Source organism: Streptomyces zinciresistens K42, from assembly GCF_000225525.1.
GTDB classification, from domain to species: Bacteria; Actinomycetota; Actinomycetes; order Streptomycetales; family Streptomycetaceae; genus Streptomyces; species Streptomyces zinciresistens.
Genome location: NZ_AGBF01000197.1, coordinates 1 through 12476, shown reverse-complemented (window position 1 = coordinate 12476; position 12476 = coordinate 1). Strand labels below are relative to the sequence as shown.

Annotated in this window: 15 protein-coding genes; 11 read left to right on the top strand and 4 right to left on the bottom strand. The window is 70.6% G+C overall.

Annotated features, from left to right (window positions below):
* Both SZN_RS30835 and SZN_RS30830 read left to right on the top strand, forming a co-directional pair.
* A partial coding sequence (locus tag SZN_RS30835; protein ID WP_007502731.1) for an RDD family protein occupies positions 1-711 on the top strand: 711 nt, incomplete at its 5' end.
* An 80-nt stretch (positions 712-791) separates the two neighbouring features.
* Complete coding sequence (locus tag SZN_RS30830; protein ID WP_007502728.1) at positions 792-1460, top strand: RDD family protein; 669 nt, start codon at positions 792-794, stop codon at positions 1458-1460.
* A gap of 7 nt (positions 1461-1467) precedes the next feature.
* Here the strand turns inward: SZN_RS30830 and SZN_RS30825 are convergent, their stop codons facing one another.
* On the bottom strand, positions 1468-1722 hold the full coding sequence (locus SZN_RS30825; RefSeq protein ID WP_007502726.1) for a hypothetical protein: 255 nt from the start codon (positions 1720-1722) through the stop codon (positions 1468-1470).
* Between the two features lie 392 nt (positions 1723-2114).
* On the opposite strand from SZN_RS30825, the gene SZN_RS30820 reads away from it, so the two are divergent.
* Complete coding sequence (locus tag SZN_RS30820) at positions 2115-4466, top strand: immune inhibitor A domain-containing protein (protein ID WP_007502724.1); 2352 nt, start codon at positions 2115-2117, stop codon at positions 4464-4466.
* A gap of 134 nt (positions 4467-4600) precedes the next feature.
* A complete protein-coding gene (locus tag SZN_RS30815) occupies positions 4601-4948 on the top strand; it encodes a hypothetical protein (protein WP_007502722.1) in 348 nt (115 codons plus the stop codon).
* A gap of 75 nt (positions 4949-5023) precedes the next feature.
* Here the strand turns inward: SZN_RS30815 and SZN_RS30810 are convergent, their stop codons facing one another.
* Together SZN_RS30810 and SZN_RS30805 are read right to left on the bottom strand one after the other, a co-directional pair.
* Positions 5024-5614: a nicotinamidase gene (locus SZN_RS30810; RefSeq protein ID WP_007502720.1), complete on the bottom strand. Its 591-nt coding sequence runs from the start codon at positions 5612-5614 to the stop codon at positions 5024-5026.
* Between the two features lie 136 nt (positions 5615-5750).
* Positions 5751-7109, bottom strand: coding sequence for a nicotinate phosphoribosyltransferase (locus SZN_RS30805; RefSeq protein WP_007502719.1), 1359 nt, complete (start codon positions 7107-7109; stop codon positions 5751-5753).
* A gap of 90 nt (positions 7110-7199) precedes the next feature.
* Between SZN_RS30805 and clpS the strand changes: the two genes are divergently transcribed.
* From clpS to SZN_RS30775, 7 genes are all read left to right on the top strand, one after another.
* Entirely contained in the window at positions 7200-7517 is a 318-nt protein-coding gene (gene clpS / locus SZN_RS30800) for an ATP-dependent Clp protease adapter ClpS (RefSeq protein ID WP_007502718.1), read from the top strand.
* Positions 7518-7528: 11 nt separating this feature from the next.
* Positions 7529-8137 carry a DUF2017 domain-containing protein gene (locus SZN_RS30795; protein WP_007502717.1) on the top strand — a complete coding sequence of 203 codons (609 nt, stop codon included), beginning with the start codon at positions 7529-7531 and terminating at the stop codon, positions 8135-8137.
* Between the two features lie 458 nt (positions 8138-8595).
* Positions 8596-10035 carry an amino acid permease gene (locus SZN_RS30790; protein WP_007502716.1) on the top strand — a complete coding sequence of 480 codons (1440 nt, stop codon included), beginning with the start codon at positions 8596-8598 and terminating at the stop codon, positions 10033-10035.
* A 147-nt stretch (positions 10036-10182) separates the two neighbouring features.
* Positions 10183-10605, top strand: a complete 423-nt coding sequence (locus SZN_RS30785) for a M67 family metallopeptidase (RefSeq protein ID WP_007502715.1) — start codon at positions 10183-10185, stop codon at positions 10603-10605.
* Positions 10606-10736: 131 nt separating this feature from the next.
* Complete coding sequence (locus tag SZN_RS43390) at positions 10737-10832, top strand: putative leader peptide (RefSeq protein ID WP_007502714.1); 96 nt, start codon at positions 10737-10739, stop codon at positions 10830-10832.
* Positions 10833-10946: 114 nt separating this feature from the next.
* A complete protein-coding gene (locus tag SZN_RS30780; RefSeq protein ID WP_007502713.1) occupies positions 10947-11225 on the top strand; it encodes a MoaD/ThiS family protein in 279 nt (92 codons plus the stop codon).
* A gap of 5 nt (positions 11226-11230) precedes the next feature.
* Positions 11231-12181 (top strand): PLP-dependent cysteine synthase family protein, encoded by a 951-nt coding sequence (locus SZN_RS30775; RefSeq protein WP_007502712.1) that lies wholly within the window; start codon positions 11231-11233, stop codon positions 12179-12181.
* Positions 12182-12188: 7 nt separating this feature from the next.
* Here the strand turns inward: SZN_RS30775 and SZN_RS30770 are convergent.
* On the bottom strand, positions 12189-12476 hold a 288-nt coding region (locus tag SZN_RS30770), incomplete at its 5' end, for a type II toxin-antitoxin system PemK/MazF family toxin (RefSeq protein ID WP_007502710.1).

The following is a 12476-nucleotide window of genomic DNA, read 5'->3' as shown; positions in this document are numbered from 1 at the left end:
GGTGTCCCCACGGCCCTGTCCGGACCCCAGCAGGGCGCGGCGGGCATCCCCCGGCAGTCCGGCGCCGCCCCCGGCGCGGCGCCGATGGCCGCAGGTGCCGGCGGCGGCCAGTCCTCGTGGGCGCAGCAGGTCCACCGGCTCGCCGGCCCCGCAGGTGACGAGCAGCCGGTCGCCCCGTGGAAGCCCCCGCGCGAGGACCCCTTCGCCGCGGCGGCGATGCGCCAGTCGTCCGCCCGTCCGGCGGGCCTGGGCAAGCGGCTCGCGGCGCGGCTGGTGGACACCGTGGTGCCGGCCGCCGTGACCTCGGTGGCGGCGGTGCCGCTGGGCACCAGGGCGATCGACCACATCGACGCGAAGATCGAGGCCGCCAAGCTCTCGGGCGAGACCGTCACCGTCTGGCTGCTGGACAGCACCACCGCGGTCTACTTCGGCGGGGTGCTGGCCGTCGTGCTGGTGTTCGGGCTGCTCTACGAGGCGTGGCCCACCGCCAAGTGGGGCCGCACCCTCGGCAAGAAGCTGCTCGGCCTGGAGGTGCGCGACATCGAGGCCCACGAACCGCCGGCGTTCGGCGCGGCGGTGCGCCGCTGGCTCGTGTACAGCGTGCCGGGCCTGCTCGTGATCGGCGTCGTCGGCGTGCTGTGGTGCGTGTTCGACCGGCCGTGGCGCCAGTGCTGGCACGACAAGGCGGCGCGCACCTTCGTCGCCGGCTGACCGCCCGCGGCCCGCGCCCGCTTACTCCGGACGGCCCCGCGCCGGATGCGGGGCGACGGGGTTCGCGGTCGACTCGGGCCATGAGCAGCGAACCGCCTCCCGGCTCCGGTCAGCAACCCCCGGACGACGATCCGTTCAGGAAGCAGCCCCCGCCGTCCGGGGGGCCGGGTTCGCCGTACGACGATCAGCCGCCCTACGGCGGACAGGCGCCCCCGCCGCCCCCGCCCGGCGGCCCCTACGGCGGCGGCCCCTACGGCGGTGACCCCTACGGCGGGGGCGGTCCGCCCGCGGACCCGCTCGCCGGGATGCCGCCGCTCGCCCCCAGCGGCAGGCGCACGCTGGCCCGCGTCCTCGACATGATCCTGGTGGGCGTCGTCGTCTGGCTGCTCAGCTGGGGCTTCGGCGTCACCGAGTTCAACACCGACAACGTGCAGTACGGCAAGTCCGTCGTCCAGTCGCTGATCGCCGCCGTGCTCTTCATCGGCTACGACACCGTCCTCATCGCGAGGACGGGCCAGACGCTCGGCATGAGGCTGCTCACCATGAGGGTCGCCAACCTCGACGACGGCGCCACCCCGTCGGCGCAGACGTCACTGATCCGCGCGGCGGTGCTGTGGATTCCGTTCGCCTTCTGCTGCGCGTGCGTGTGGACCGCGATCGCCGGCGGCTGGAGCTACTTCGACCGGCCCTACAAGCAGGGCCTGCACGACAAGGCCGCCAAGACGGTGGTCGTGAGCACCGAGGGCTGAGCGGGTGTCAGAACCGGGAGAAAGCGGGCTCCTCGGCCTTCTCCCGCTCGGCGGCGGGCCTGCCGGCCGTCACCACGCGGGCCCTGCGCGGCAGGGGCACCGTCAGCGCGACGAGGAGCCCGAGCAGCAGGGCCGCGACGGCGATCACGGCGATTCCCACGCCCGAACTCGTCCGGGACAGCAGCAACATGGCGAACGTCGAGAAGACCACGGTGAAGGAACCGTAGGCGAGCTGTGCGGCGGTCGGACGAGGCATGATCATCGTGTCCTCGGAATCAGGGGTGCACGGGGGTCTCGGCCTGGCTTGCCACCGACGTCCGGGCGGTCGCCGGCCGACTCTATCCGGCTGCATGCCCGAGTGGAACAAACAGTAAGCGTGACCTGACCAACAGTGCCGGTGCACAGGGGGCGCACGGATTCATGACGTCCGCCCCGTGGACATCGCGACGCGCCCACCACGGCCGGGACGGCTGTTCGCTACCCGGACAGCACCTCCGCATAGTGCACTTGACCTGTTCAAGTCAAGGTCTGTTTTTTCTGCTTAACCTCTAGTCAAATGTCGTCACTTGACTACACGCGTTGATCACGCGCGCGCGGATCCGCACTTGACCAGGACCCCCCTTCCGCGCGCCCGGACGCGGGGGAGGATTTCAAGTGACCAGTAGACCCTGGACGTTCAGAGCGGCGGCAACCGCCGTCGCGCTCGCGACGGCCGCAGCGACGTTCTCGACCTTCGCGGTGGCGCAGGCCGACGAAGGCGCGCCGAAGGCGGCCGTCGAGCGTCGTGACCCGGCCGAGCTCACGAAGTCCGACGACCACGACCTCGACGGCCCCATGAGCAAGACGCAGGAGGCTCAGCGACAGGAAGCCCTGAACCAGGTCATATCCGGCAAGGCCGAGGTGACCAAGCGCGACGGCTCCCAGGTCGTCGAGCTCAAGAGCAAGAAGGGCGACAGCAAGTACGTCGAGCTGGGCCGCGAGAAGACCGACAAGATCTTCACGATCCTCGTCGAGTTCGGCGACAAGATCAGCCAGTTCGGCGGCACGCCCGGCCCCGCGCGCAACCAGATAGCCAAGCCGGACCGCCAGAAGGACAACTCCACCGCCTGGCGTTCCGACTACAACCAGAACTACTTCCAGGACCTGTACTTCGGCGCAGGCAAGAAGAGCGAGTCGGTCAAGAAGTACTTCGAGAAGCAGTCCTCGGGCCGCTACTCGGTCGAAGGCCAGGTCTCCGACTGGGTCAAGGTCCCCTACAACGAGGCCCGCTACGGCAACAACGCCTGCGGCGACACCAACTGCTCCAGCGTCTGGAACGTCGTCAGCGACGGCCTCAACGCCTGGGTCGAGCAGCAGAAGAAGGCAGGCAAGACCGACGCCGAGATCAAGACCGAGGTCAAGAAGTTCGACGAGTGGGACCGCTACGACTTCGACGGCGACGGCGACTTCAACGAGCCCGACGGCTACATCGACCACTTCCAGATCGTGCACGCCGGTGAGGACGAGTCGGCCGGCGGCGGCGCGCAGGGCACGGACGCGATCTGGGCCCACCGCTGGTACGCGTTCGGCACGGACGCCGGAGCCACCGGTCCCTCCGACAACAAGCTCGGCGGCGCGCAGATCGGCAACACGGGCATCTGGGTCGGTGACTACACCATCCAGCCGGAGAACGGCGGACTCGGCGTCTACGCCCACGAGTACGGGCACGATCTCGGGCTGCCAGATCTCTACGACACGGCCGGGGGAGAGAATTCCACCGGCTTCTGGACCCTGATGTCCTCCGGTTCCTGGCTCGGCAGAGGCAGAAACGCGATCGGTGACCTGCCCGGCGACATGGCCGCCTGGGACAAGCTCCAACTGGGCTGGCTGAACTACGACACCGCGAAGGCCGGGACGAACTCCTGGACCAAGCTGGGTCTCGCCGAGTACAACACCAAGTACAAGCAGGCCCTCGTCGTCGACCTGCCCAAGAAGAAGGTCACCACCGAGATCGTGCAGCCCGCCCAGGGCGCGAGCCAGTGGTGGAGCGGCAGCGGTGACAACCTCTCCAACACGCTGACGCGTTCGGTGGACCTCACCGGCAAGACCTCGGCCTCGCTGGCGCTCGACGGCTGGTGGGACATCGAGGCGGGCTACGACTACCTCTACACCGAGGCGTCCACGGACGGCGGCGCCAACTGGACGGCCGTCGACGGCACCGCCGACGGCGCGGCCCTCGGCAGGGACGCCAGCGGCAAGCCGGCGCTCGACGGCACCTCCGCCGCGTGGAAGAAGCTCGTCTTCGACCTGAACCCCTTCGCGGGCAAGAAGATCGACCTGCGCTTCCGCTACCAGACGGACGGCGGCGTGGCCCAGAAGGGCTTCGCGGCCGACGGGATCACCCTGACCGCCGACGGCACCGCCGTGTTCTCGGACGACGCCGAGACCGCGGACGCCGCCTGGAAGACGAAGGGCTTCTCCCGCATCGGCGCGTCCATCACGGACGACTACAAGCAGTACTACATCGCCGAGAACCGTCAGTACGTGTCGTACGACAAGACCCTGAAGACCGGCCCGTACAACTTCGGCTTCTCGAAGTCGAGTCCGGACTGGGTCGAGCACTACGCGTACCAGAACGGCCTGTTGATCTGGAAGTGGGACACCTCCCAGCCGGACAACAACACCTCGCAGCACCCGGGCACCGGTCTGATCCTCCCGGTCGACGCTAACCCGGCGCCGTTGAAGTGGTCCGACGGCACGCTGATGCGCAACCGCATCCAGGCGTACGACTCCACCTTCACCAAGGCCCGCACGGACGGGATGACGCTGCACAACGCGGACGTCGCCACCCGTATCCCCTCGCGTCCCGGTGTGTCGGTCTTCAACGACCGCACCAGCACCTACTACGACGCGTCGAATCCGGGCGCGGGTGTCAAGATCACTGACACCAACACCAAGATCAAGATTCTCAAGGAGGCCAAGGACGGCTCCACGGTCGAGATCGAGGTGGCCCCCGCGGTGAAGTAGATCGCGTTTTAGCAGGTCAGAGCATGATCGGCGGTGACCCCCTGGCGGGGTTGCCGCCGATCGTGTTTAGGTGCACCCTGTGCTTCCGTTATTGACACCGACCTCGACACCGACGCGCACGGGGGTGTGACCGCATGGCCGCAGGAGGTTTCTGCAAGCTGCCGACCGGCAGTGTGGTGGTGGCTCTGAACCTGCCCAGACCCGCCACCGACGGCACGGGCAGCGTCCGTGTCCTCGTCCACGCCCACAACCGCGCCCGAGCCCTGACCAGGCTCCGCAACCTGGGCATGCGCGCCGTCTACCTGCGCGGCAACGCCGCCCCGCCGACCCCGGACGAGATCACCGCCGTCCTGCACCATCCGGACGGCCTGATATGGCGCACCGCGCCCGACAACGGTGTCCCGGTGCCGGGCGTCGAACTGCCCCAGGAGCTGTGGCACCCGATCAGGGCCCTGCGGCGACGCCCCGCGGCCGCGCCCTGAGGCGGGCCTGCTGCACGGCGTCCTCACCGGCCCCGGCGACGCCCCGCGGCCGCGCCCTGAGCGCGCCCGCGGCGCCTACGCCACGACCGGCTTGCCGGTGAGCTCGACGCCCGCCCCGCGCATCTCCTCCAGGGCCCGCTCGGTGCTCTCCGCGGCCACGCCCGCCGTCAGCTCCAGCAGGACCTGGGTGCGAAAGCCCTCGCGCGCCGCGTCCAGCGCGGTGGCGCGCACGCAGTGGTCCGTGGCGATGCCCACCACGTCCACCTCGGTGACCTCCCGGGCCCGCAGCCAGTCCGCGAGCCGCACGCCGTTCTCGTCGGCGCCCTCGAACCCGCTGTAGGCCGCCGCGTACGCGCCCTTGTCGAAGACCGCGTCGATCGCCCCCGAGGCGACCGCGGGCGCGAAGTTCGGGTGGAAGCCCACGCCCTCGGTGCCGGCGACGCAGTGCGCCGGCCAGGAGCGGGCGAAGTCGGGGTGGGTGGAGAAGTGGCCGCCGGGCGCGATGTGGTGGTCGCGGGTGGCGACCACGTGCTGGTAGCCCGACCCGGCCGCCTGCCCGATCAGCTCCGTGACGGCGGCCGCCACGTCCGCGCCCCCGGACACGGCGAGGCTGCCTCCCTCGCAGAAGTCGTTCTGCACGTCTACGACGATCAAGGCGCGGCGCATGGTCGGTGTCCTTCGGTTATGGACGCTGAGGTCGGGACGATGGAAGCGTGCGGGCCCGGCCGTGAACCTCCGAGCCTAGAGACTTCGGGTGCGCTGCGGGAGGGGGCACGGGGTGAGCGCGCCCCGCGTGCTCGCTTCACGCCCCCGCCGGGCTCTCCGAGCGCCCGTTGACATACTCGGTCGGAATGACGGGTTCCCCGCGCGAGAGCTGGGTCGCGGACAGCGGCAGGTCGGCCCGCGCCGCGGTGTGCCGCTCCCGTACGGCGTCCAGCGGCTCGCGGGCCACCACCTCGCCGCCCTTGACCAGCTCGATCTGCAGCTGCCGCGCGGCCAGCTCCTCGGGCAGCCGCCCGGTGCCCACCACCTCGGCCTCCGCCACGCCGTACGCGTCGTGCCGGCGCGCGGCCCACTTGCGGCCGCCGATGGAGGTCTTGCCGCCGGTCGACCGCTTCGCCACGGACACCAGCGGCGCCGCGGGGTCGGCGGACCCGGCGCGGGCGACCAGCTTGTAGACCATCGAGCAGGTCGGGTGCCCGGACCCGGTCACGAGCCGGGTGCCGACGCCGTACGCGTCGACCGGCGCCGCCGCGAGCGAGGCGATGGCGTACTCGTCCAGGTCGGAGGTCACGATGATCCGGGTGTCCGTCGCGCCCAGCTCGTCCAGCTGCTGGCGGACCCGGTGCGCGACCAGCAGCAGGTCCCCGGAGTCGATGCGGACGGCGCCGAGGCCCGGCCCGGCGACCTCGACCGCCGTCCGCACCGCCTCGGCGACGTCGTAGGTGTCCACGAGCAGGGTGGTGCCCCGGCCCATGGAGTTCACCTGGGCCTGGAAGGCGTCGCGCTCGCGGTCGTGCAGCAGGGTGAAGGCGTGGGCGCTGGTGCCGACGGTGGGGATGCCGTACCGGAAGCCCGCGGCGAGGTCCGAGGTGGAGGTGAAGCCGCCGACGTAGGCCGCGCGGGAGGCGGCCACGGCGGCCAGCTCGTGGGTGCGCCGTGCGCCCATCTCGATCAGCGGGCGCCCCCCGGCGGCCGAGGACATCCGGGAGGCGGCCGCCGCGATCGCGGAGTCGTGGTTGAGCACGGAGAGGATCACCGTCTCCAGCAGCACGCACTCGGCGAAGGTGCCCTCGACCCGCATGACCGGCGAGCCCGGGAAGTAGACCTCGCCCTCGGGGTATCCCCAGACGTCCCCCGAGAAGCGGTAGTCCGCGAGGCGGGCCAGGGTCTCGCCGTCGACGATGTCCCGCTCGCGCAGGAACTCCAGGACGTCGGGGTCGAAGCGGAAGTTCTCGATGGCGTCCAGGACCCGGCCGGTGCCGGCCACCACGCCGTAGCGCCGGCCCTCGGGCAGCCGCCGGGTGAAGACCTCGAAGACGCTGCGCCGCTCGGCGGTGCCCGCCCGCAGCGCGGCCTGCAGCATCGTCAGCTCGTACTGGTCGGTGAAGAGGGCGGTCGAGGGGACATCCACCGGCAGCCCAAGGTCCGCTGTGTTCATGACTGAGGATCGTACCCCCATTTCGTCAGTCTGACGATTTTGGGTCCCGGCGGGCCGGGATTTGTGCGACCACCCCCCTGCGGTGGCAGCATGGGCACTGTGACGTCACCCGCTCCCGCAGAGATCGAACGTACCGAGCCGGCGGAGGAAGTCTTCGCCGTACCCGAGCCCGACGTCCCCTGGGTCACGATCGTCCACAACGACCCGGTCAACCTCATGAGCTATGTGACGTATGTCTTCCAGGCGTACTTCGGGTACAGCAAGGACAAGGCCACCAAGCTCATGCTCGACGTCCACCACAAGGGCCGGGCGGTCGTCTCCAGCGGATCCCGCGAGGAGATGGAACGCGACGTGCAGGCCATGCACGGCTACGGCCTGTGGGCCACCCTCCAGCAGGACCGGAAGTAGCGATCTCCTCCATGCCAGGAACCTTCGAACCGCTCCCCGGCGGCGGCGCGGCCGTCGCCCTCGACGACGTCGAGATCTCCATCATCAGGTCGCTGGCCGTCCAGCTCCTGGAGCTCATCGGCCCCGGCCCCGCCGAGGACGCCCCCGACGACCCGCTCGCCGGGCTGTTCAGCGAGGGGCCGAGCGAGCCGCCGTCCGACCCGGTGCTGATGCGCCTCTTCCCGGACGCCTACGGCGATCCCGAGGGCACCCCGCAGGCCGCGGAGGCCGAGGAGCAGCGGGCGCACTCCGCCGAGTTCCGCCGCTACACGGAGAACGACCTGCGGGCCGGCAAGCGGGACAACGCCCTGGTCGTGGTCCGGTCCCTGGACGCGCTCAGCTCCGGCTCCGCGGGCGGCGACGGGGCGGTGCTCAAGCTCTCCGCCGGGGAGTCCCGGCAGTGGCTCGGCGCCCTCAACGACCTCCGCCTGGCGATCGGTTCGCGGCTGGAGATCGCCGACGAGGACGACAGCGACCTGCTCTTCCGGCTCCCGGACGAGGACCCGCGCAAGCCGATGGTGATGGCGTACCTGTGGCTGGGCGGGCTCCAGGAGACGCTGGTCGCCACCCTGATGCCGTAGATCCCGGGCGGGCCCGGCGTACCTCGGCGGGCCGGCCCCGGCACACCTCCGGCAGGCCCGGTGGGTCTCGGCGGACTCCGGCAGATCCCGACAGATTCTGACCGTCTCGTCCCTTAATGTGACGGTTCCGTGTTCGCTCAGCGAACACTCAAATCCGAATAACGATCGCGTCACCGCCGTCGTCCGCAATGGTCGGCGGCGGTGCTTTTTGTCCGGTTCTCCTTGTGGGGTGCGCCACATCCGGACCCCCCGATCGCCGGTGCCGCCGTGATAGATCTGCACGACCGCCCGGCGAACACCACCCGCATGTTCGGCCGGGTGCGCCAGAGGGCCGGCGGACCGCCGGCCGGGCACGAGAGGGCCCCAGGGCCCGCTCAGCTCCATCAGTCCGGGGGGATCGAAACCCGATCCGGGGCCGCCGAAGGTCCGGGTCGGGCATGGAGAAAGGCGCATCACACATGACCTCTTCGAAGGTCACCGACGCGAAGGCCGCGGACGCTCCGGAAGAGGGCTACGAACGCGGCCTCGGCAGCCGTCAGGTCCAGATGATCGCGATCGGCGGCGCCATCGGCGTCGGCCTGTTCATGGGCGCCGGAGCGAACATCGCGAAGGCCGGCCCCAGCATCATCCTCATGTACGCCCTCGCGGGCGTCGTCATCTTCTTCATCATGCGGGCCCTGGGCGAACTGCTCCTGTACCGGCCCGTCTCCGGCTCGTTCGCCGAGTACGCCCGCGAATTCCTCGGCCCCTTCTTCGGGTTCGTCACCGGCTGGACGTACTGGCTGATGTGGGTGGTCACCGGCATGGCCGAACTCACGGCCGCCGCCATCTACATCAACTTCTGGTTCCCGCAGATCCCGCAGTGGGTCAGCGCCCTGGTGTTCCTGGTGGTGCTGTTCGGCGTCAACCTGATCTCCGTCAAGATCTTCGGCGAGGTCGAGTTCTGGTTCTCGATGATCAAGGTCACGGCCATCATCGGCATGATCGTCATCGGCCTCGGCGTGCTCACCCTCGGCTTCTCCGACGCCGGCGACACCGCCGCCGTCTCCAACCTCTGGTCCTACGGCGGCTTCTTCCCGAACGGCATCGGCTCCAGCCTGATGACGCTCCAGGGCGTCATGTTCGCCTACCTCGCGGTCGAACTCGTGGGTGTCACCGCGGGCGAGTCCGAGAACCCCGAGAAGACCCTGCCCAAGGCCATCAACACGCTGCCCTGGCGCATCATCGTCTTCTACGTCGGCGCGCTGCTGGTGATCCTCTCCGTCGTCAAGTGGACCGAGTTCTCCGCTGGCCAGAGCCCCTTCGTGCACGCCTTCGGCAGGATCGGCATCCCGCTCGCCGCGGGCATCGTCAACTTCGTGGTGCTCACCGCGGCCCTGTCCTCCTGCAACTCCGGCATGTACTCCACCGGCCGGATGCTGCGCGACCTCGCGGCGAACAGCGAGGCCCCGCGGGCGTTCGGCAGGCTCAACGCCCGCAGGACGCCCGCGGTCGGCATCTCGGTCTCCGTGGCGCTCATGGGCATCGGCGTGGTGCTGAACTACGTCGTCCCGGAGAAGGCGTTCCTCTACGTCACCTCCGTCGCCACCGCGGCCGGCATCTGGACCTGGATGATGATTCTCGTCAGCCACATCCGCTACCGCGCCGCGGTCGACGCCGGACGGTTGCGCGCCTCGTCCTTCCCGGCGCCCGGCGGAGCGCTGTCCAGCTGGGTCGCGCTGGTCTTCCTCATCGGCGTGACCTGCATGATCGCCTACGACAAGGACGCGCGGGTCTGCCTGTACGTCGCGGCCGTCTGGGCCGTCGCCCTGGGCATCGGCTGGGCGCTCCTCAAGCGCCGCGACCCGCGGATCGCCGCCCGCCGCGACGGCGGGCCGGAGTTCGAGAAGGCCGGCTGACCCCCGCCGCGCGGACGCCCGGCCGCCGGGGCTCCCGGGGGCGCCGCTCGGGGCGCCCCCACCCCGAGGGCATCCCCACGTCCGGCATGTGGGCCGTTCCGTACCATCCCTCGGTACGGAACGGCCCCACTGCTTATCCTGGCCGACATGCTGACCATCACCCAGGCCCTCGTCGACCAGATCGTCGCCCACGCGCGCAAGGACCACCCCGACGAGGCGTGCGGCGTCGTCGCGGGCCCGGCCGGATCGGACCGCCCCGAGCGCTTCGTGCCCATGCCGAACGCCGCGATGTCGCCCACCTTCTACGAGTTCGACTCCGGCGACCTGCTCCGGCTCTACCGCGAGATGGACGACCGCGACGAGGAGCCGGTGGTCGTCTACCACTCCCACACGGCCACCGAGGCCTACCCCTCGCGCACCGACATCTCCTACGCGAACGAGCCCGGCGCCCACTACGTCCTGGTCTCCACCGCCGACACCGACGGCCTCGGGGAGTTCCAGTTCCGCTCCTTCCGCATCGTCGAGGGCCAGGTCGCGGAGGAGGAGGTCCGGATCACCGAGACCCCCTGAAGCGGTCCGGGCCCGCCCGGATCCCGCGTCCGGGCCGGTGCCACCTGCGCGGTCTCACTCCCCGGCCGTCAAGCGTCCGCGATGTGGGATCACCTTCCAGAACCCGGACCGGGAATCGATACGATGACCCCATGGTTTCCCACGACGTGAGCGAACGGACGCCGGGCATGCTGCTCGTGGCGCGGCTGCACGTCGACCTGTGCAGGCTCGCCAGCGCCATCTGTTGACGCGGCACCCTGCCGCCGTACGGCCATGAGCCGCGGCGCCGCACACCGCACCACACCGCCGTACCTGCGCTGCCGCGCGCCCCGACCGACTACTCCCGACAGGAGCCCTCCACCATGGCCATCGAGGTCCGCATCCCCACCATCCTCCGCACCTACACCGACGGTCAGAAGGCGGTGGAGGGCACGGGTGACACCCTCGCCGAGCTGTTCACCGACCTCGAGACCCGGCACACGGGCATCCGGGCCCGCATCGTCGACGGCGAGCAGCTGCGCCGCTTCGTCAACGTGTACCTGAACGACGAGGACGTCCGCTTCCTCGACGGGATCAGCACCAAGCTCACCGACGGCGACAACGTGACGATCCTGCCGGCCGTGGCCGGCGGCATGGCCTGATCCGGATGCGCTACGACTCCCCGCTCGCCGCGGTGGGCAACACCCCTCTGGTGCGCCTGCCGCGGCTCTCGCCGTCCGAGGACGTGCGGATCTGGGCCAAGCTGGAGGACCGCAACCCCACCGGCTCGGTCAAGGACCGCCCCGCCCTGCACATGATCGAGCAGGCCGAGAAGGACGGCCGCCTCACCCCGGGCTGCACGATCCTGGAGCCGACCAGCGGCAACACCGGCATCTCGCTCGCCATGGCCGCCAAGCTCAAGGGCTACCGCATGGTGTGCGTGATGCCCGAGAACACCTCGCAGGAGCGCCGGGACCTGCTCGGCATGTGGGGCGCCGAGATCATCTCCAGCCCCGCCGCGGGCGGCTCCAACACCGCCGTACGGGTCGCCAAGGAGCTCTCGGCCGAGCACCCGGACTGGGTGATGCTCTACCAGTACGGCAACCCGGACAACGTCGGCGCGCACTACGCGACCACCGGCCCGGAGATCCTCGCCGACCTGCCCTCCGTGACCCACTTCGTCGCGGGCCTCGGCACCACCGGCACCCTGATGGGCGTCGGCCGGTACCTGCGCGAGCACAAGCCGGACGTGCGGATCGTCGCGGCCGAACCCCGCTACGACGACCTGGTCTACGGCCTGCGCAACCTCGACGAGGGCTTCGTCCCCGAGCTGTACGACGCCTCCGTCCTCACCACCCGCTTCTCGGTCGGCTCGGCCGACGCGGTCACCCGCACCCGCGAACTCCTCCAGCAGGAGGGCATCTTCGCGGGCGTCTCCACCGGCGCCGCCCTGCACGCCGCGATCGGCGTCGGCACCAAGGCGCTCACGGCGGGGGAGAGCGCGGACATCGTGTTCGTCGTCGCCGACGGCGGCTGGAAGTACCTCTCGACCGGCGTCTACACCGCGGCGACCACCGAAGAGGCCATCGCGACGCTCCAGGGCCAGCTCTGGGCCTGAGCGCGCCCTACGCCAGGTGACGGACCTGGTCCCACACGACCGGGTCCATCACCCCCACCCGCCGCCGGAAGTCCGACACCGGCACGACCCGCAGCTCGCCCGTCTCCAGGAAGCTCGCCCGGCCCCGCGCGTCGCCGACCGAGCCCGGCGGCAGCGGGATCACCCCGGCGCGCTCCTCGCGGTACCTGCTGGTGATCTTCGCGACGGTGACCCGCCGCCCGCGCACCGCGAGCACCAGACAGGGCCGGTCCTTGGCGCCCGGCCCGTCCTCGAAGGGCACGTTCGCCCACCAGAT